20 protein-coding genes are annotated in these 21,426 nt (G+C 43.1%); all 20 read left to right on the top strand.

Annotated features, from left to right (window positions below; genetic code table 11):
- Positions 1-453: 453 nt before the first annotated feature.
- Positions 454-1,803 carry an NfeD family protein gene (locus tag JKM87_RS12370; RefSeq protein ID WP_202080685.1) on the top strand — a complete coding sequence of 450 codons (1,350 nt, stop codon included), beginning with the start codon at positions 454-456 and terminating at the stop codon, positions 1,801-1,803.
- A 51-nt stretch (positions 1,804-1,854) separates the two neighbouring features.
- Positions 1,855-2,865: a flotillin-like protein FloA gene (floA, locus tag JKM87_RS12365; RefSeq protein ID WP_202080684.1), complete on the top strand. Its 1,011-nt coding sequence runs from the start codon at positions 1,855-1,857 to the stop codon at positions 2,863-2,865.
- Between the two features lie 25 nt (positions 2,866-2,890).
- Positions 2,891-3,463: a hypothetical protein gene (locus JKM87_RS12360; RefSeq protein ID WP_202080683.1), complete on the top strand. Its 573-nt coding sequence runs from the start codon at positions 2,891-2,893 to the stop codon at positions 3,461-3,463.
- A 216-nt stretch (positions 3,464-3,679) separates the two neighbouring features.
- A complete protein-coding gene (gene yqfC, locus JKM87_RS12355; RefSeq protein WP_202080682.1) occupies positions 3,680-3,982 on the top strand; it encodes a sporulation protein YqfC in 303 nt (100 codons plus the stop codon).
- Between the two features lie 82 nt (positions 3,983-4,064).
- Positions 4,065-5,258 (top strand): sporulation protein YqfD, encoded by a 1,194-nt coding sequence (yqfD, locus tag JKM87_RS12350; RefSeq protein WP_202080681.1) that lies wholly within the window; start codon positions 4,065-4,067, stop codon positions 5,256-5,258.
- 6 nt (positions 5,259-5,264) lie between these two features.
- Positions 5,265-6,233, top strand: coding sequence for a PhoH family protein (locus tag JKM87_RS12345; protein WP_202080680.1), 969 nt, complete (start codon positions 5,265-5,267; stop codon positions 6,231-6,233).
- A gap of 56 nt (positions 6,234-6,289) precedes the next feature.
- Positions 6,290-8,503: an HD family phosphohydrolase gene (locus JKM87_RS12340; protein ID WP_202080679.1), complete on the top strand. Its 2,214-nt coding sequence runs from the start codon at positions 6,290-6,292 to the stop codon at positions 8,501-8,503.
- Positions 8,504-8,536: 33 nt separating this feature from the next.
- Positions 8,537-8,992 (top strand): rRNA maturation RNase YbeY, encoded by a 456-nt coding sequence (gene ybeY / locus JKM87_RS12335; RefSeq protein ID WP_202080678.1) that lies wholly within the window; start codon positions 8,537-8,539, stop codon positions 8,990-8,992.
- Positions 8,993-9,010: 18 nt separating this feature from the next.
- Complete coding sequence (locus JKM87_RS12330) at positions 9,011-9,457, top strand: diacylglycerol kinase family protein (RefSeq protein WP_202080677.1); 447 nt, start codon at positions 9,011-9,013, stop codon at positions 9,455-9,457.
- 9 nt (positions 9,458-9,466) lie between these two features.
- Complete coding sequence (locus tag JKM87_RS12325; RefSeq protein ID WP_202080676.1) at positions 9,467-10,243, top strand: DUF502 domain-containing protein; 777 nt, start codon at positions 9,467-9,469, stop codon at positions 10,241-10,243.
- Between the two features lie 15 nt (positions 10,244-10,258).
- The gene (gene cdd, locus JKM87_RS12320; protein WP_202080675.1) at positions 10,259-10,678 is read left to right on the top strand and encodes a cytidine deaminase; all 420 of its coding nucleotides are present in this window, start codon (positions 10,259-10,261) and stop codon (positions 10,676-10,678) included.
- Between the two features lie 129 nt (positions 10,679-10,807).
- Positions 10,808-11,719, top strand: coding sequence for a GTPase Era (era, locus tag JKM87_RS12315; RefSeq protein ID WP_202080687.1), 912 nt, complete (start codon positions 10,808-10,810; stop codon positions 11,717-11,719).
- A gap of 175 nt (positions 11,720-11,894) precedes the next feature.
- Complete coding sequence (locus JKM87_RS12310; protein WP_202080674.1) at positions 11,895-12,050, top strand: YqzL family protein; 156 nt, start codon at positions 11,895-11,897, stop codon at positions 12,048-12,050.
- Between the two features lie 47 nt (positions 12,051-12,097).
- Positions 12,098-12,847, top strand: coding sequence for a DNA repair protein RecO (gene recO / locus JKM87_RS12305; protein ID WP_202080673.1), 750 nt, complete (start codon positions 12,098-12,100; stop codon positions 12,845-12,847).
- Positions 12,848-13,126: 279 nt separating this feature from the next.
- Entirely contained in the window at positions 13,127-14,020 is an 894-nt protein-coding gene (glyQ, locus tag JKM87_RS12300; RefSeq protein WP_202080672.1) for a glycine--tRNA ligase subunit alpha, read from the top strand.
- Positions 14,010-16,097, top strand: a complete 2,088-nt coding sequence (glyS, locus tag JKM87_RS12295; protein ID WP_202080671.1) for a glycine--tRNA ligase subunit beta — start codon at positions 14,010-14,012, stop codon at positions 16,095-16,097. The genes glyQ and glyS overlap by 11 nt, the downstream gene beginning before the upstream one ends.
- 144 nt (positions 16,098-16,241) lie before the next feature.
- Positions 16,242-16,883: a transcriptional regulator CcpN gene (locus tag JKM87_RS12290; RefSeq protein ID WP_236838804.1), complete on the top strand. Its 642-nt coding sequence runs from the start codon at positions 16,242-16,244 to the stop codon at positions 16,881-16,883.
- Between the two features lie 21 nt (positions 16,884-16,904).
- The gene (locus JKM87_RS12285) at positions 16,905-17,726 is read left to right on the top strand and encodes a pyruvate, water dikinase regulatory protein (RefSeq protein ID WP_202080670.1); all 822 of its coding nucleotides are present in this window, start codon (positions 16,905-16,907) and stop codon (positions 17,724-17,726) included.
- Positions 17,727-18,325: 599 nt separating this feature from the next.
- Entirely contained in the window at positions 18,326-20,182 is a 1,857-nt protein-coding gene (dnaG, locus tag JKM87_RS12280; protein WP_202080669.1) for a DNA primase, read from the top strand.
- Positions 20,183-20,227: 45 nt separating this feature from the next.
- Positions 20,228-21,349: an RNA polymerase sigma factor RpoD gene (gene rpoD, locus JKM87_RS12275; protein ID WP_202080668.1), complete on the top strand. Its 1,122-nt coding sequence runs from the start codon at positions 20,228-20,230 to the stop codon at positions 21,347-21,349.
- Positions 21,350-21,426: the final 77 nt, after the last annotated feature.

Genomic DNA, 21,426 nt, shown 5'->3' with positions numbered 1-21,426 from the left:
AAGCACTTTGTCTGTATAGACAAAGTGCTTTTTTCAGGTACTCTGACATTTTTTAGGGCTCTACAATATATGTTGGGGTGGGATGAAGGGATGTGCTGGAGGGTTTATCTACCGCCTTTATGAAGGCCTTCGTTACCCTCACGGTATCAATAAAAAGAAGGCCTGAGTAAGAGCGGCCGTAAGCACGTCCCAACATCGCATAAAACGAGTAAATTGTCTATTTGTAGCATCATGGGAGTAAGGAGCTTGTGCTCCTTACCCCAACATCAAAACATAGAAAAATGAGTGAAACCCCGACTTTGTCACACCGTATAAATAGTATGGACCGTGAGACACCATCAAAGTTGTTTGACCAAGATGGAGTTCTAGCACAACTATCTTTATTGTGAATAGAGTTATGTCCCTTTGTATATTTTGGTATAATAGGGACAATAGGACAGATGGAGGTGTTATATGAACAAGTATACGTTAAAGTACATAAGAATTGCTATTTATCTTACCATTATCTTATCATTAGGATTTACAATGCTGGCACCGATGATATCTGATGCTCAGTCTGAGGACTCGCTGGTGTATATCGTTTACGTTGAGGAAACGATAGAGAAAGGGCTCCACGCTTATATGGAACGGGCCTTTAGTGCAGCGAGGGAGGATCAAGCCGATCACATCATCATTCATATGAACACACCTGGTGGCGCCGTGGATGCTGCACTCGATATCGGCAACCTGCTGAGGCAAACGCAGATTCCCATTACCGTTTTCGTCGATCCAAGTGCCATTTCGGCAGGGGCGTATATCTCCCTCAACGCTGACAACATTGTGATGGTACCGACAGCAACGATGGGATCAGCGACAGTGGTTGATATGGAAGGCAATGCTGGAGACGCGAAAGCGATGTCCATGTGGATTGAAGGGATGGCTGGAGCCGCTGAGGCACAAGGGCGTGATCCCCTCTACGCTAAGGCTATGGTTGATCCCGACATGGAAATCGAGGGACTTACCACTCAAGGCACACCCTTATCCTTCAATGCTAACACTGCACTCGAACACGGTTATGCTGAAGAGATAACAGATTCTTTAGAGGGTGTATATCACTATCTAGGTCTTGAGAATCCGACCATTGTAGAGGTTGAGCTCACTTTCGCGGAACAGTTAGCCCGGTTTATTACACACCCCGTTGTGGCCTCAATTCTAATGTCATTAGCCAGTTTGGGCCTTATACTAGAGCTGTATAGTCCTGGCTTCGGTATACCGGGGGCCGTTGGACTCTGCTCGTTACTTCTCTTCTTTTTCGGGCACATGATTGCCGGGTTTGCAGGATGGGAAGCACTGATACTGTTCGGGTTGGGGTTGGTCTTTATCATGCTCGAGGTTATCAGTGCCGGTTTTGGCCTCTTCGGGATACTAGGGATTGTATCCGTTTTCGCCAGTCTCACCTTAGCCAGTGTCGATATTGAAACGGGGTTGAGAGCTGTTGGCATTTCGATTATCGTCTCTGTCATTGGTATCGTGATACTGAGTAAGTACCTTAATAAGAGAGGGTTCTGGTCGAAGCTCGTATTGCAGGAAGAGGTGGAATCAGATGCAGGGGAACATCAAGTAAAACGAGAGAAACTCCTCGGTAAGGAAGGGATCGCGCTAATTAAGCTCCGCCCGGCTGGTACCGCTAGAATCGAAGGAGAAGACTATGATGTCGTCAGCAGTGGCCGTCCTTTAGAAAAAGGAACAAAAGTCCGAGTACAAAAAGTAGAAGGGACGAGAATCATGGTCACGGAAGTTGTTCAATCAGATGAGGTTGAATAGGGTCTATCCCTTTCACATATAGAAACAGTCTAGTATAAGGAGGATGTACGAATGGATGCTAATACGATATTTTTATTAGGTGCAATCGTTGTCGGATTTATAGTCCTATCTATTTTCTTCACGTTTGTACCATTAGGACTCTGGATTTCAGCCCTTGCGGCTGGAGTTAAAATTGGTATCTTCACCCTCGTAGGGATGAGGCTACGTGGTGTTATCCCAAGACGTGTGGTGGCACCACTTGTTAAAGCAAGAAAGGCAGGTCTTGAACTGTCTACGAATCAACTAGAGAGTCACTATCTTGCTGGTGGTAACGTCGATAGAGTTGTGGACGCATTAATCGCAGCTCATCGTGCCAATATTGAAATTGACTTTAAGCGTGCTGCAGCAATCGATCTTGCTGGCCGTAATGTCTTAGAGGCTGTACAGATGAGCGTTAACCCTAAAGTCATTGAAACACCTTGGATTGCCGGTGTGGCTCTTGACGGAATTGAAGTGAAAGCAAAAGCGAGAATTACCGTTCGTGCCAATATTGACCGTTTAGTCGGTGGTGCAGGTGAAGAAACCATCATTGCCCGTGTTGGTGAGGGTGTCGTATCCACCATTGGTTCTGCTGATAAACACAAGGCGGTCTTAGAAAACCCTGATCTTATATCGACAACTGTGTTAGATAAAGGCTTAGATGCAGGTACCGCGTTTGAGATGCTATCGATCGATATAGCAGACGTTGATATCGGTAAGAACATCGGGGCCGAATTACAAACGGATCAAGCCGAAGCAGACAAGAAAATTGCACAAGCGAAAGCAGAAGAACGTCGTGCTATGGCTGTTGCCTCTGAGCAAGAGATGAAAGCACGCGTAGAAGAAATGAGAGCGAAAGTGACAGAGGCAGAAGCAGAAGTGCCTCAAGCGATGGCAGAAGCGTTACGTTCTGGTAATATCGGCGTTATGGATTATATGAACCTGCAAAATGTCATGGCCGATACAGGTATGCGCGAATCCATCGGCAAAGTGACACAAGGTGAAGATCAAAACGACAATGATGACGGACAACAACGTCCTTAATACGTAAATACTGGAGGAATGTCCAGTGGCTAATCTTATCGAATTTCTACTAGGTAATGTATTTTACTTAGTATTACTCTTTTGGTTTCTAGCAGGGATTTTTAACAAGAAAAGGGAGCCTCAGGATGATCACACACCATCCCCACAGCGGGCGCCCAGGCCAACGGCTGGCCCTATTGAGATTCCCTGGGAAACCGTAGGGGATCGAGAGAATACAAATCAGCGCCCACAACAGCAAAGAGAGGGAACGAAAGCGTCATCGGCTCTGGATGATCAACGACGTCGTAACCAAGAGTCACCCAAACAAACGGAGGCTCAAAGACGTTATGAGGAGCTTCGGTCTGCAAATACGACTGTTGACAGTGCAGTGAGTGATATGGCTGTGACGGATCAAATTGGGGATTTGGAAGAAATGACTGAAACGTTACGGTCCGAGGCTGAGTACTATTCGAAGAAAGCAAAAGATATCCTCGACTTCAAGCATATGGGTAAAAAGTCAGTCACACAAGGGATCGTGTGGTCTCAAATCCTAGGTCCGCCACGATCTAGAGACCCGCACCGTACAAATCGGTACCAAGTGCGTCGACATTCGCAATAAAGGAAAAAGAAACAAGCCTATTTCTACATATGTAGAGATAGGCCTTTTTTGTCTGCCCGCTGATCTCATAACCAATCATAAGCTTCAAATGGCAAATCATAAGCTTCAAATGGCAATTATCTTATAGATTGTGAAAGGAGGCATCGCTTAAAATGCAGGCATACAAGGCAACCTGTCTTGCATAACATCATTAAGAGAGGGGAAGGAGGCATGGCGATGCGGAAACTACACAGAAAATTAAAACGCTGGTCAGCTGGTGTACTCGATTTACCTCAAGATGTTGTTTTAGATCTGCCCCGTATCACGATGATTGGACCATTACAGATGTATATAGAGAATCACCGAGGCGTCCTGGTTTTCCATAGTGATGAGCTTCGGCTTTTATTGAGTAATAAAGGTCAGTTATTGGTACGCGGGGAGCGCTTCGTTATACGTCAAATCCTCCCTGAAGAGGTGCTATTAGAAGGATTCATACGTGAAATTCAGTACTTGGATCAAGTGAAAAATAACCAGCCATAAAGGTGGACCAGGTGTCTCTTAAGCACGAGTGGTGGACAAAGGGTCATATATAAGGGATTAAGTCATGAGGAGGATCGGCGGGATGAGTAATGAAGAAATGTTACATTGGTGGTTAGGGTACGTCACAATAGAAATCAAAGGGGAAAAGCTCGAAAGACTCATTAACCGAATGATGAACCAAAGATTTGCAGCTTGGGACATACAAAGACAGAATAAACATGTCGCAACCGTCTCCATGACCATAGAGCATTTCTTTAAGCTTCGAGCGCTTTTAAAGGAGACAGGCTGTCGTGTCAGGATTATCAAAAAGAACGGGTTGCCGTTTGCATTTAAAAACATCCGCCGACGGTTAGGTTTTACTTTGGGTATTGTCACTTTTGGGCTTTTACTGTACCTGCTTTCGTCGATGATCTGGTTTGTAGAGATTGAGGGGGTACAGCTACCTGAAGATGAGCAGGTGATTAAACAGGAACTTGCCAACTTGGGTGTGAAACCCGGGAGTTTTAAATTTCAAGTTGAGGATTATCAAACGATTCAGCGCAAAATCATGGAAGTGATCCCAGACACAACTTGGGTTGGTTTTCGTTTTGAAGGGACTACGGCAAGGCTGAAAGTTGTTGAAAAAACATTACCTGAAATTGAAGATAGGCCTAATCCCAGACACTTAGTGGCTAAGAAGAAAGCGATTATACACCGTATGTTTGTAGAACAGGGGCAAGCACTCGTCAAGCAGAATGAATATGTGCAGCCAGGTGATATTTTAGTATCAGGCATCATTGGAACGGAAGAAGAACCTCAGGTTGTGGCAGCCACCGGAGAGGTATGGGGTGAAGTGTGGTATGAGGGCAGTATTTCAGTGCCCTTAGAGCAAAATAGTGAAAGGCAAACGGGTGAAAGAACGAAGGAGTACTATCTCACTTTCGGCGAATGGGCGCTAAAAGTTTGGGGATTCAAAGATCCTACATTTTCCTCTTCTCGCACTGAAGAAACTTTACATCAACTCCATTGGAAAAAGTGGACATTTCCGATTGGCTGGCAGATTAAAGACATAAAAGAGACCAATGAAGTACAACATATACTTACGGAAGAGGAAGCCGTTGATTTGGGAGCCAAATTAGCCCGTGAAAAAATCACGCGCAAACTCCCACCTGACGCGGAAATACAGGAAGAAAAAGTTTTGCGAAAGCAAGTGGACAGTGGTAAAGTGTATATAAAGATGCATTATACAGTGATAGAAAACATTGCATCAGAACAAATCATCATTCAAGGAGATTGAGGCCTGTTGCAAAAGAATGCAGAACAAATAAAATTACAAGTCATCGATCCAGAAGAAACACCAAAGTTATTCGGCCCACAAGACCGCTTTCTGAAGGAAATTGAGAAAGCTTTCGATATTGTTGTACAAGTCAGAAATGAAGAAGTCAGTATCGTTGGTGCTCATGAGTCCATTGAAATGGTCAAACCGTTATTTGATGTCTTACTCCACCTCATCCGTTCAGGTATCCAGCTGTCTGAAAGGGATATCATTTATGCAACAGAATTAGCAAAACAGGGAATGGTGGAAGAGCTTACCGAACTATTTGACCAAGAAATTGCAACGAACATCAAAGGAAAGCCCATCCGTGTCAAAACCCTCGGTCAAAGACACTACGTAACGGCGATTAATAAAAATGACATCGTCTTTGGCATTGGACCAGCCGGAACGGGTAAAACATACTTGGCAGTGGTATTAGCGACCGCCGCGCTTAAAAAAGGAACTGTGGAGAAAATTGTGCTCACACGCCCAGCAGTTGAGGCGGGAGAGAACTTAGGGTTTTTACCTGGAGACCTTCAGGAAAAAGTAGATCCGTATCTCAGACCTCTATATGACGCGTTGTACGATGTATTAGGCGCAGAACCTGTTGCCAAATACCTTGAGCGGGGGATTATTGAGATTGCGCCCCTGGCCTACATGAGAGGACGTACGTTAGACGATAGCTTTGTGATTCTTGACGAGGCGCAAAATACCACGCCTGAACAAATGAAAATGTTCCTCACACGACTTGGTTTTGGCTCTAAAATGATTATCACGGGCGACATCACCCAAATTGACCTTCCCAAGGGGAAAAAGTCTGGGTTGGTGGAAGCAGAACAAAAATTAAATCGTGTTGATGGCCTAAGTTTTATATACTTACAGCAAGCGGATGTTGTCCGACATCCATTAGTGGGTCGTATAATTAACGCTTACGAGCAAGACACTGTGAAGCCCTAGTCCAATTATCTTCGGAGAGTTATCAAAGGGGAACCTAGGAAACTGAGGGGAGAAACATGAAAAAGTCTTTACATCATGCTGAAAACTCAGCACTCATAAAGAGATGGAAAAATAACGCTTTTGTACGAGTGGCCCTTTACCTTATCCTAGGGGTCATTCTTTATCTTTTTATGGTCGGAAATATTGCTCCTGAAGTGGTAGATGTTTCGATAGGTTCAAGGCCGACACATGACATCGTCTCACCTGTTACAGTTGTGGATGAAGAAGAAACGCAACGTAAGAGAGACGCAGCCGCTAAAGAGGTTGAGGCGGTGTATACCAAAGATGACAGCATCACCAATAGCCAGACCCGAGAACTTGATAACACTTTTAACGATATTAAGGACATACTAGATGATGAGGAATCTTCAGCGAGTGAAAAAAGGCAAGCCATTGAAGAAGTGATAAGCTATGACATAAGTGAGGGTTCGTATGATGCTTTCTTATCATATCCCATAGAAGAAATTGACACGTTAAGACGTGTTACCACCAGTATTGTCTATGAAGTCATGGATGGTGGGGTCAGGAGACAGAATGACGGGCTTGAACATGCCTATCAGCGTGTAAGGGACTCACTCGTTGTCTCTAGCTTGGACGAGCGTTTACGCCAATTATCCTATGAAATGGCTGAGGCTAGCATTGTTCCCAACTATCTCATTGACCAAGAAGAAACCGATCGTTTGCGCGAGGAAGCACGGGATCAGGTGCCTAGCGACATGATACGTGAGGGTGAACTGATTGTATCTGAAGGGGATTTTATCGATCAAGAAGATATACGCAAACTCCGATTGGTCGGTATGTTAAGTGAGTCTGCGAATGAATATCCGTATTTAGGGTTGGCTCTCTTTATCACGCTCATTATTGCGTTACTGGCTTACTATATCTCCTTCTCTGACTTATCGATACAGTATAATAATGCGACCTTATTGATGTATATCGTCATTGTTTTGATCAATGTCATCGTCATGAAAGTGATTTATTTGTTCCAAACTTTGGATTACATTGGCATCGGGTTTATCACCCCGATTTCACTCGGTACCATGCTCATGACCATGTTAATCCACCAAAGAATTGCCATATTTAGTAGCTTTATATTTGGTTTACTCGCAGCCGTCCTGCTCAACGGTACGACCTCTGCGCATATTGATATTTCATATGGGATCGTCACCATTTTTAGTGGGGTAGCGGGGGCATTCTTCTTAGGTAAAGCGACACGAAAAACAAAGATTTTACAGGCAGGATTTGTCATTTCAGTCGTCACCATGGTAGCTATCTGTGCGGTGACACTGTTACAGAGTGTGCCTGCTGATGGGGTGGCGTTTACCGGGAAACTCACTTTTGGCTTCTTTAATGGTATATTAGCTTCCATTCTAACTATTGGCCTCATGCCATTCTTTGAAGCTGCTTTTAGAATCCTGTCGCCCATGAAACTTATAGAGTTATCTAATCCAAATCAACCTCTCTTACGTAAAATATTGATAGAGGCACCAGGCACCTATCATCATAGTGTCATGGTAGCTAACTTGGCAGAATCGGCTACCGAAGCGATTGGGGGTAACGGTTTACTAGCGAGAGTAGGAGCTTATTACCATGATGTAGGTAAGACAAAGCGTCCTCATTTCTTTATAGAAAATCAGATGAACATGGAAAATCCCCATGATAAAATAGCACCGCACTTGAGTAAGACCATCATCACAGCCCATGCCAAAGATGGTGCACAAATGTTAAGAGAACATGGGCTACCTAAAGCGATTCAGGATATTGCCGAACAGCATCACGGGACGACACTGCTAAAATATTTCTATCATAAGGCCAAGCAGGATAATGATAGCGAAGTCACAGAGAGAGAGTTCCGCTATGCAGGACCGAAGGCGCAGTTTAAGGAATCCGCTATCGTTGGGATTGCTGATTGTATTGAGGCGGCTGTTCGTTCTCTGTCAAAGCCTTCACCAGAACGTATTGAGAACCTGGTAAGACAGATCATTCGTGATCGTTTAGAAGACGGACAGTTTAATGAATGTGACCTGACGCTTAAGGAGTTGGATCAAGTAGCCAGAGCGATGTGTGAAACCTTACAGGGTATATTCCATTCTAGGATCGAGTATCCTGAGGATAAGGATAAAGCGACTCAGAAAACAAAGCACAAAGATCAGGACCAAGGTCAAGAGCGTGCTGATAAACAAAAGCAAAATAAAAATGCTGATAAGACCTCCACGCATCACTCTGCTTAGCAGACAATATGAAACAGAAAGGATACATCATGTATGGTCGAAATACTCTTAACGGACAAGCACCAATATATCACAGGTGAACAACAGAACTTAATAGAAGAACTGCTACAAACAGCCGCAAAAGTAGAGCATATTGAACAAGGCGAAGTATCCATCACACTTGTAAATCTGAAAGAAATACAAGAATTAAATCTCTCATATCGGGAAAAGGATAAGCCGACAGATGTTTTGTCCTTTCCGATGGAGGACGATGATGATATCTTTCTGGCAGAAGGTGAGCCACGGATGTTAGGAGATATCATTATTTCCATACCGAGGGCACAAGAACAGGCCACAGAGTATGGCCACTCCTTTGAACGTGAATTAGGGTTTCTCGTTGTTCATGGTTTTCTGCATTTGATTGGCTACGACCATGAATCAGAAGCGGAAGCCCAAGAGATGTTTTCCAGACAAGAAGAAATATTAGAGAAGCATGGTCTAGTGAGATAAAGAAGGTGGTACAGGGAGATGAAAGAGGTCCTACAAAGTTTTAAATACGCGATCGAAGGCATCGTATACGTATTCCAAACCCAACAAAATATGAAAATACACTTCGCCGTTAGCGTATTCGTTCTTCTCCTTTCCGTTTTCTTAGACGTTTCTACCTATCAGTTGTTATTTGTTTTCTCCTCCATCGTGTTGGTCATGTGTATGGAACTGATGAATACCGCAGTTGAAAAGGTGGTCGATCTCATCACTGAGGACTATCATCAGAATGCTAAGATCGCCAAAGATGTAGCGGCAGGTGCCGTCCTTTTTGCTGCCCTGTTTGCAACGATTATCGGCGTATACGTGTTTATCCCCCCGATTGTAGACCTGCTCTCTCTTCCGGTCACCATACCCGTTGAGACCATCATGATTACGTTAGTGCTTATCATCTTTTTCTTATTTTGGTTAAAAAAAAGGAAGGGGTAGCGTGGCCATATGATAAAGCAAATACGTCATTACTTGGTCATGGGTTTGATTGCTTTATTGCCTGCATTAGTGACCATTTACGTTTTACAGATCGCCTTCAGATCTGTAGACCGTATTCTCGGTAATGCCGTAACCCAAATCATGTATTGGCTCGGACTGACAACAAAAACGAATACAAACGAATTTGTTGTCTTAGGGTGGTCTTTTGAAGAACGTATCCCAGGTATTGGGTTCGTACTTATGATCGTTATTCTAATCGGTGTGGGATATGTGACCAAGGGACTGACGGGTAAGAGAATCATCCAACTAACGGAACACACGTTTAAAAAAATACCCATCGCCAGAAGTGTGTATTCAACCGTCCAACAAGTTATTACTGCCCTTATACAAGACCGTTCCTCCTTCAAAAAAGTGGTCCTTGTTGAATATCCTCGCCCGGGGATATACACCATCGGCTTTTTGACAGGAGAATCAAAAGGTGAGGTGCAAATAAAGACAAGTCAAGAATGTTATAATGTCTTTCTTCCAACGACCCCTAATCCGACTTCAGGTTGGCTCGTGTTGGTTCCGAAGGAAGATGTAACGTTCCTCGATATGACGGTTGAACAAGGGTTAAAATATATCATATCAGGTGGGGTTGTGGTCCCTCGGTCACAGAAGTATCCTATTTTAAAAACCAGTCATGACGTAGAACAAGACACCGAACGTATCTTGAAACAAATGCAAGAAAATACAGACCTAGACGTTCAGCTTCGTATGAATATTAAAAGCAAAGACGACATGTAAAGGAGTAGAGAACATATGGAAGATCAGTTAAAGAAAACCTTAATGGATAAAGCGGTTGAAGCGAGAACCTTAGCTTACGCCCCATATTCTAATTTTTTAGTGGGGGCTGCTTTACTTACAACAACGGATAAAATTATTTTGGGGGGCAATATTGAAAATGCGGCTTATAGTTTAAGTAATTGTGCGGAGCGAACAGCCGTATTCTCAGCTCTCTCACAATACCCAAAAGAAGATCAAACATTTAAAGCACTAGCCGTAGCCGCAGATACTGAACGGCCCGTCCCTCCCTGTGGTGCGTGTCGACAAGTCCTAGCAGAACTCTGTCCTTCAGACATGCCTGTATACCTCACTAATCTACAAGGAAAAGTGTTTGAAACAACGGTCAGTGAACTGTTGCCCGGAGCCTTTACCAAAGATGATTTAGCTACCGATTGAACCGGTCAAGGCCAAAAGACATCATAAAGGAGCTATGTTGAATGTAAGTGAAAGTGAATGAAATTGAAATGATGACATCACACTTCACAAAGAAAGTGTATAGCGTAAATGAGGAGGAAACACATGTCAATGCTCGAGCAAAAAAAAGGTTACCGATCAGGGTTTGTATCTATCATCGGCCGTCCGAACGTCGGTAAGTCTACATTAATTAATCACGTTATTGGGCAAAAAATAGCGATCATGTCAGATAAACCCCAAACAACACGAAATAAAATTCAGGGAGTCTATACGTCAGATACAGGCCAAATTGTATTTATTGACACCCCGGGGATACATAAACCGAAAACGAAGCTAGGCGACTTTATGGTCAACTCGGCTACCGGCACCTTAAAGGAAGTTGATGTGGTGCTCTTTTTAATCGATGTGACAGAAAAGCTCGGTCCAGGGGATACGTTTATCATTGAACAACTGAAGGAAGTAAAAACACCTGTCCTGTTAGTCCTGAATAAAATAGACCAGGTCCATCCACATGACCTTTTACCGGTTATTGAACAGTATTCGAATATGTATACGTTTGCCGAAGTTGTGCCTATTTCCGCACTTCAAGGGAATAATGTGAATACATTACTAGAACAAATCATTCAACGACTGCCAGAAGGACCACAGTATTATCCGGCGGATCAGGTCACAGACCATCCCGAGAGGTTCGTTGTAGCTGAGCTGATCAGAGAAAAGATACTTTTTCTCACTAGAGAAGAGGTGCCCCATTCCATTGCAGTGGAAATTGAGCAGATGAAACCCGGCGAGCGTGAAGATACGATCTATATCAGTGCCGTCGTTTACACAGAAAGAGACTCACAGAAAAAGATCATTATCGGTAAAAACGGAAGTGTGTTGAAGGAAGTAGGAAAACGTGCCCGACATGATATAGAACGGCTGTTAGGCAATCGCGTGTATTTAGAGCTGTGGGTCAAGGTGAAAAAAGACTGGCGAAATCGTCAGCATTACCTGAAGAACTTTGGTTATCATGATGACGAATAACGTCGTGTGATCTAAACCATCAAAACCTAACCAAAACAAACCTAACCCCAGATCAAGCCCAAACAATGAACGCACTGACTAAAAACTGTCAACATTTATGAAGCATAGTTCTGAGCAGGAAGGTACACCTTAATGTATATCGGGAGATTTCAGTCTAAACGAAAGGAATGATTCGATGCGAGACTATTCGTGGAACGTTTTTTCGACGACTGGGAATGTTGAAGCTTATCTCTTATATAAAGAGTGTACTGGAACTGATTGCCAAGATCATGACGAACATTATGAAAAAGATGTTGAGTTTGAAGAAGAGAAAGAGGTAAGCATCACTTAATCAAGTGGGGAAACCTTACCTGCAATGAACACAAAGCAGGTGTTAGAATGCTTATAAAAATTGAAGGTCTGATTATTAAGACGAAGGATTATGGTGAGGGGAACAAAATACTCACCGTGTATACAAGAGAAGCGGGAAAAATCAGTTTAATGGCCAGAGGGGCGAAAAAACCAAAAAGCCGCCTCTCTTCCGTGTCTCAACTTTTCACCTACGGTCACTATATGTTCTATAGAGGAACGGCTAAAGGGATGGGGACTTTATCCCAAGGTGATATGATTGAGTCATTTCGTGATTTGAGACAAGACCTGACTAAAACGTCTTATGCCGCATACTTTGCAGACTTACTTCACCGCTTAACCGAAGAGCATGATGCCAGTGAGTACATTTTTCAAATGATCATAGAACTGTTTAAACAATTAGAAGATGAGAAAGATCCCGAGATATTGGCAAGGCTTTTCGAGTTAAAGATGTTAGTGTACGGAGGGTATAGACCAGAACTCAGTCAATGTGTGTCTTGTGGCGCCACAGAGGGAACCTTTTCCTTCAGTGTGGTTGAGGGTGGATTTCTGTGCCATAGATGCACGCATATGGATCAGCAACGTATTGATCTCACACCCGGGACGTTTAAAGTGTTACGATTGTTATCGCAGGTTCAACCACATCAACTGGGCCATATCAAAGTAAAAACAGAGACCAAGACACAGCTGAGAGAAGTACTCTGGCATTTTATGGACCAGCATACGCCTTTACGTCTTAAAACACGCGACTTTTTAGAACAAATGTCTAAATGGATGTAAAAAGCAAAGCCTGTGTAACGATCATTTGACACGCCGAAGCAAAAAGAGTAAGATAACATATAGCAAAATACGTCAATCCCATACATATTGAATTGCAATGACGGAAGTGGCGCTCCTGAGCAACGATGATAAAAGAGGGTAGCTGATTTATGATCCGCTACCAAGTAGGGTGGAACCGCGGGAATTCAACCTCTCGTCCCTATGTCACTGACATAGAGGCGTGGGGTTTTTTATATGCATTCATATGTCTTTTACCGTACTACATTTGGAGGTGTACACATGAATTATCAGGATATGATATTAACTTTACAGCGCTATTGGAGTGAACAGAATTGCTTATTAGTGCAGCCTTATGACGTTGAAAAAGGAGCAGGAACATTAAACCCGATGACATTTCTGAGAACGATTGGCCCTGAGCCATGGAATGTGGCCTATGTTGAACCTTCCAGACGTCCTGTGGATGGTCGGTATGGAGAGAACCCTAACCGTTTATACCAACACCATCAGTTTCAAGTGGTGATGAAACCTTCTCCAGATAACATCCAAGAACTTTATCTCGATAGCTTGAAAGAGCTTGGCATAGACCCTCTAGAGCATGATATTCGATTTGTAGAGGACAACTGGGAGAATCCAACCATGGGCGCTGCAGGATTAGGTTGGGAAGTTTGGTTAGACGGCATGGAAGTGACGCAGTTTACGTATTTCCAACAGGTTGGAGGATTAGAAGCTTCCCCTGTATCCGTAGAAATTACATACGGGCTAGAGCGTCTAGCGTCTTATATTCAAGATAAAGAAAACGTGTTTGAACTAGAATGGGTCGATGGATACAAGTGGGGTGATGTCTTTCATCAGCCCGAGTATGAACAGTCTAAATATACGTTTGAGGTGTCTGACAGTAAAATGTTATTTCAGCTGTTCAATATGTACGAGCAAGAGGCCAAGAGAATATTAGATGAGAATTTAGTTTTTCCAGCGTATGATTACATTCTTAAATGCTCACATACGTTTAACCTTTTAGACGCACGTGGGGCTATTAGCGTGACGGAACGTACGGGCTACATCGGCCGTGTCCGTCATTTATCACGTCGTTGTGCCCAAGTATACTACGAGGAACGAGAGAAGTTAGGCTTCCCAATGATGAAGAATAGAGGGGGGGATCAACATGAGTCATAAGCCTTTACTACTAGAAGTTGGACTTGAGGAGATGCCGGCTCGTTTTATAGATGATGCAATTGAACAGCTCAAAAATAAAATGACAGCATTTTTTGAAGATCACCGCGTTTCTATTGGTAGCGTCAAAACTTTTGCCACTCCCCGCCGACTAGCCGTACTGATTGAAAACGTGAACGAGAAACAACAGGATCAAGTAGAAGAATCTAAGGGTCCTGCCAAAAAGATTGCCGTGGACGAGAATGGTGCTTGGTCAAAAGCAGCGTTAGGCTTTGCACGGGGACAAGGTGTGGATCCAGAGCAACTATACTTCAAAGCGTTTAAAGGCGAAGAGTATATCTACGCAACGAAGGAAACAAAAGGTGAAGCGACGCTGTCACTGCTCCCTCAACTAAGAGAGATTATCCTCTCGCTTACATTCCCTAAAAACATGCGTTGGGGCAGTTATGATTTACGTTACGTTCGTCCGATACGTTGGCTTCTTGCCCTTTACGGTGAAGAGGTCATTCCTTTCAATATCGTAGGCGTGAACACAGGTAACCAATCATATGGCCATCGTTTTCTTGGAGAAGCCATAACAATCCACACGCCGAATGAGTACGCCACCGCGTTACAAAAACATTTTGTCATCGCTGACCATGTGGAAAGAAAACAGGCGATCCAAACGCAACTTGAGCAATTGGCTGCAGAGATGGATTGGCATATCCCATTAGATGATTCACTACTGAACGAAGTCACACATCTCGTTGAGTATCCAACTGTGCTTTACGGTAAGTATGACGAGGCGTTTTTACAGCTACCGGATGAGGTGCTCATTACGACCATGAAGGAGCATCAGCGTTATTTCCCTGTCCAAGATCAACAAGGCACATTGCTACCTTATTTTGTGACTGTGAGGAACGGTGATGTTGATCCTAAAGGCATCGTGGCCAAAGGGAATGAAAAAGTGTTAAGGGCAAGGCTATCAGACGCCAGATTCTTTTACGATGAAGACAAAAAACTGGCTATCTCAACAGCTTTATCGCAACTGGAGAATGTTGTTTTCCACGAGGAGCTTGGAACAATAGGGGACAAAGTACGCCGTATACGTGAAATTTCAGCTTCTTTAGCGGCAAAAGTGGGCATGCAGGGCGATGAAACAAAGTCACTCGAGCGTGCAGCGGAAATATGTAAATTTGATTTGGTCACACAGATGGTTAATGAATTTACAGAATTACAGGGTAGAATGGGCCAGGAGTATGCCAAGCTCGCTGGAGAGTCTCAAGAAGTCAGCCAAGCGATTCAGGAACATTATAAACCACGATTTGCAGGGGATGACCTCCCTGAAAACATGGTGAGTGGCATATTAAGTGTCGCCGATAAGATTGATACCATTGTGGGTTGCTTTTCAATTGGCATCATACCGACGGGATCGCAGGACCCATACGCGTTAAGACGTCAAGCATCGGGGATTGTACAAATCATGCTTGCAGAAAAGTGGTCTATCACAATGACCGAGTTATTTCAAGTGGCGATAGACGCTTTCCATAACCGCCAACTGTTAAAACGTGGAGCTGACGAGGTAATGGAAGACCTCGCCTCTTTCTTCTCACAGAGACTGAAAAATCAGTTGCAAGAGACAGGGATTCGTTATGATGTGATTGATGCAGTAGGTGCACAACATGAAGTGGCGCCCTACGCAGTTCTTGCGAAAGGGAAGGTCATCAGCGTTCAGCTCGATACGGAAGACTTGAAATCGCAGGTGGAGGCTTTCACACGGGTGCATAATCTTGCTAAGAAGATGGATCGAGACGTCTCTGTCCAACCAGAACGCTTTACGACAAAAGAAGAACAAGCCCTTTACGATGCCTACTTATCTGTCAAAGAAACCTTCGATAAGCATATGAAACAAGGAGAGTGGGAAGCGGCCTATCATACATTAACAACGTTGAGAGCTCCTATTGACGCCTTCTTCGATGATGTCATGGTCATGGTCGATGATGAACACGTTCGGTATAACCGCCTTTCGCTCATCGTTCAAGTGAGTACTTTAATACATGAGTACGCAGACTTCACGACACTCGTCTTTCCAAATAAATAACACGTTAACCTGATTGATATAAATATATATAAATGAGCACATGAAAGGGAGGGAAGGCGAAGTCCTTCCCTTCTTATGTTTTTTGCAGTGGCCACATATGATATGATAAAAGGACAGTATGACGTTTTTAGAACGAAGGTGGTGATGGTCATCGAACTGACGAGTAGACAAGAGAAGATCGTGCAAATCGTTAAAGACGAGGGTCCTATTACGGGAGAACATATAGCAGATAAGCTCAGCTTAACCAGAGCCACCTTGCGCCCGGACCTGGCAATTTTAACGATGGCAGGGATTCTTGATGCGAGACCAAGAGTAGGCTATTTTTACTCCGGTAAATCAACTTTACAAGCTATTGGCGAAAGTATTAAGAATAAAACAGTGAATGAAGTCAAATCCGTACCCGTTTTAGTACGGGAAAATGCGACAGTGTATGATTGTATATGCACCATGTTCTTAGAGGATGTGGGCACATTATTTGTCGTTGATGAAGATAACCACCTAGTGGGGGTTGTATCTCGAAAAGACTTACTCCGCTCTGCGATAGGAAAGCAGAGTCTAGAGGAAATACCCGTGAGTATTATCATGACGCGGATGCCGAACCTAGTCATAACCTATCCAGAGGAGTCGCTACATGATGCCGCGACGAAGTTAATACGTTACCAAGTCGATGCCCTTCCAGTGGTCGTTGAGGATGACAAAGAGCAAGGAAAAATGAATATTATAGGTAGAGTGACTAAAACAAATATCACAAACGCGTATGTAGAATTAGGTAATGAAGGATTATAGTCCATCGAGAGGAGGAAAGGAATGAGTAGTCCAGAGAGACCTAAGGTGTTGATTGTATCAGACTCAGTAGGTGAAACAGCGGAGCTTGTCACGCGCGCGGCTGGTAGCCAATTTGATATGTCTCAAATAGAACTAAGGAGAGTCCCCTACGTTGAAGATACGGCTACCATTGATGAAGTGATCGGTATGGCCATTGATCAACGTGCTATTATTGCCTTTACACTCGTCGTCCCCGAACTACGAACACACCTTTTAAAAGAAGCGGAGAGCGCTGGCGTTAAAGTGGTTGATATTATGGGGCCGATGTTAGATGCTTTACAATTGCTGTACCAGGAGCCGCCACGCTTTCGACCAGGGATGGTTCACCAACTAGATGAAGATTACTTCAGAAAAGTGGAAGCCATCGAATTTGCCGTAAAGTATGACGACGGAAGAGATCCTAGAGGACTCCTTCGTGCCGATATCGTCCTTGTCGGGGTATCTAGGACGTCTAAGACACCGTTGTCCATGTACTTGGCACACAAACGTGTCAAGGTGGCGAACGTGCCCCTTGTACCCGAAGTAGCCCCACCTGAAGAACTGTTCAGAATGGATCCTAGTAAATGTATAGGACTTACCATTAATACGGAGAAACTAAACGAAATAAGAACAGAACGTCTGAAAGCATTAGGCTTGCAAGCGGAAGCTAACTATGCAAATGTGAACCGCATTCAACAAGAATTACAGTACGCGAACAATATTATGGATCAAATCGGCTGTCATACGGTCGATGTTTCCAATAAAGCCGTAGAAGAAACGGCAAATATTATTCTTGAGCGAATAAGAAAAGATATTAGAAAGTAATTTGAAAGTGAGTTAGTGCATTTGAAGCTAAACGATAGTGAGGGGTTAATAAGTATTGGCAACAAGTTTTAATACTGATATATCTTAATCTGGGACGACTTCAGTCTAGATCCTCTGAATTCCTATCTAAAGGAAAAAAGAGGATTTTCTTTTTTATAGCAAAAAGCAGGAATGTACGCTATGATCGAGAAATAGAATGAATGTAGAAAAGAAAGAACAAAAAAAATAAAAAAGTCAAGTTTTTTTTTGAAGAAAGAGGCAATCATAATAATAGAAATAGTTGAGACACTGGGGTGAACATGTTAGAATGAGTGGGTGATTTTTTTCGACAATATTCGACATACGTTGAATGATGAAAACATGTTCCCGAAAGAAGGATTTTAGGAAAGATTGTAGAAATAGTTCATAAGCAACAACCAAAGGAAGAGTTTAAAATCCTTTCGTAGTAGGTATGAGAGGGGTAGAACCTTACTTAATAAGACATGTCGGCATTTGTTGCAATGCCAAAATGTACCACGCAAAAAAATGTCGAACCTAGCAGGAAATAGAGAAGAGCTGACGAATACTTTATACCGAACTGCTTTTGTAGGGATGGTGCTATGAGTAAACCAATAACCGAAGAAACAATTTCCCATATCACTGGTAAGGTTGATATTGTAGACATTATTGGTGAATATGTACATCTCAAAAAAAGTGGAAGAAATTATTTAGGGCTGTGCCCATTTCACAATGAAAAGACGCCTTCTTTTTCAGTTTCTCATGAAAAACAATTTTATCATTGTTTCGGATGTGGGGCAGGTGGTAATGTCTTCTCTTTTCTTATGGAAATGGAAGGTTACACATTCCCGCAAGCTGTGCGCTCTCTCGGAGAAAAAACGGGTGTTTCCGTTCATTTAGACCCGAATCAGGAAGGGCGTCTCAAACAGAGAAACATAGAAAAAGAGAACATGCAAAAGGCGCATCATCTCGCAGCACAGCTGTTTCACCATATGTTAATGGAAAGAAAAGAAGGAGCACCAGCGAGAAAGTATCTCCAGGATAGAGGTTTTAAGCTGGAGACTTTAACTGAGTTTGAAATTGGCTTTGCTCCAGATTCTTGGGATTTCCTCACAAACTTTTTAGACAAACGTCAGTATCCTTTAGATTTGATGGAGAAAGCAGGTTTATTAGCGAAGGGGGATGGTCATCGTTATTTTGATCGCTTCCGTAATCGTGTGATGTTTCCGATTAAGGATGCACAGGGTCAAGTGATCGCTTTTGGTGGTCGTACTTTGGGAGAAGACCAACCAAAATATCTCAATTCACCAGAGACACCGCTATTTCATAAAAGCCAATTGCTCTTTAACTTTCACAGAGCAAGGCCTGATATCAGGCAGAATCAAACAACGATTCTATATGAAGGTTTTATTGATGTGATATCTTCATGGCAGGCGGGTGTGACGAATGCAACAGCGCCTTTAGGAACGTCAATTTCTGAGGATCAAGCACGGGTGATCAAACGTAATAGTGAAAAAGTCATCCTCTGTTTTGATGGTGATCAAGCGGGTATTAACGCGATGACACGTGCACATGATGTATTAGAAAAACAGGGATGCTTGATAAAGGTTGCAGCATTACCTGATGGTGTTGATCCAGATGACTACATTCAATCGCACGGGGCTGTGACATTTCAAAAAAATGTACTTCAACAAGCGAAGTCACATACGGCGTTTCGCCTAGATGCACTCCGTAAAGGACGTAACTTACAAGATGACGAAGAGCGTATGGCTTACGTCCAGGAAGCACTCGATCTTATCAGCCGATTGAACAGGGCGGTCGAAAGAGATCATTATCTGAGACAAATAGCCCAGGAATTTTCTTTATCTCTAGATGCTCTTAAACAGGAGCAGTATCAGATCTTTAGAACACAAAAAAGCAAAGAGAACAGGGATAAAGCAAGCGATAAGTGGAATAATAGTAGAAATAATGGCAAACATTTGGTCGCAAAACAAATGTTTCCTGCCTACCATAATGCAGAACGTCATTTACTTGCTCATATGCTTCAGAGTGCTGAAGTTGCTCATAATGTGCGTGAGGAAGTAGGCAGCGACTTTAACATAGATGAACACAGTGCTTTAGCTGCTTACCTGTATGCATTCTATGCAGAAGGTCATGAGCCGGATATACAAATGTTTCTCTCAAAGCTTGAAGACCCTGAACTGATTCAACTCGCAACGCAATTATCTATATTATCCATTGAACCTGATCCATCAGACCAGGTCATCAGAGATTATATTAAAGAAATTCTTACGTATCCATTTCATCTACGTTTAAAGGAGAAGGAGGATTTCAAGAGAAGACTCGAACGTCAGGGAGATATCTTACAAGCAGCTTATGTGGCCAAAGAAATCATGGAAATGCAGGCTAGGATGAAGCAAGATAAAAATAGTTCACACGTATCATTCATTGATAGATAGAGATAGAAAACAGTTCCGTAAAAAAGAGGAAGGAGGGAGTATGTGATGGCTGATCAACAAACGCGTCACCAAGATCCAGAGCTTACTTTAGAACAAGTGAAGGATCAACTCATGGAAATCGGTAAGAAACGTGGTGTTTTGACGTATAAAGAAATTATCGATAAATTGTCTGTATTTGATCAAGATGCAGATCAAATAGATGAATATTATGAATATCTCAATGAACAAGGTATTGAAGTCATCAATGAGTCTGAAGACGAAGACGATATGCAACTTCCAGTAACGGATGAAGAAGCAGACGCCTTTAAAATGGATGACCTTTCAGTACCACCGGGAATCAAAATTAACGACCCCGTTCGTATGTACCTCAAAGAAATAGGAAGGGTCCCACTTCTCTCCGCTGATGAAGAGATAGAACTCGCGAAGCGTATTGAAGAAGGCGATGAGGAATCTAAGCGTCGACTAGCTGAGGCCAACCTACGACTTGTCGTCAGCATCGCAAAACGTTATGTAGGAAGAGGGATGTTATTCCTTGACCTCATCCAAGAAGGTAACATGGGTCTCATTAAAGCGGTTGAGAAGTTCGATTACCGAAAAGGCTATAAGTTCAGTACTTATGCCACTTGGTGGATACGTCAAGCAATCACACGTGCCATTGCCGACCAAGCAAGGACCATCCGTATTCCAGTTCATATGGTTGAAACCATTAATAAGTTAATTAGAGTACAGAGACAGTTACTACAAGAACTTGGTCGTGAGCCTTCACCAGAAGAAGTGGCTGAAGAAATGGATTTCTCTCCAGATAAGGTGAGAGAAATACTCAAGATTGCACAAGAACCCGTATCCTTAGAAACACCGATTGGTGAAGAGGATGATTCACACTTGGGTGATTTTATCGAAGACCAAGACGCATTAGCACCTTCAGATGCTGCTGCTTATGAACTGCTAAAAGAACAACTTGAAGACGTCTTAGATACACTCACTGATCGTGAAGAGAATGTATTACGATTACGTTTTGGGCTAGATGACGGACGTACGCGCACCTTAGAAGAGGTAGGTAAGGTCTTCGGTGTCACAAGAGAAAGAATCCGTCAAATCGAAGCCAAAGCGCTTAGGAAGTTACGTCATCCTAGCAGAAGCAAACGTCTAAAAGATTTCTTAGAATAACACATGACTCCGAATAAAATTTTCATCTATATTCCTACTTTGATGCCTCAAAGTAGGATATTTTTTTGCCGATATAA

The sequence above is a fragment of the Caldalkalibacillus salinus genome, assembly GCF_016745835.1.
Lineage (GTDB): Bacteria > Bacillota > Bacilli > Caldalkalibacillales > JCM-10596 > Caldalkalibacillus_A > Caldalkalibacillus_A salinus.
Note: the sequence above shows the minus strand (reverse complement) of the source record. Positions and strands in the feature narration are given on the sequence as shown.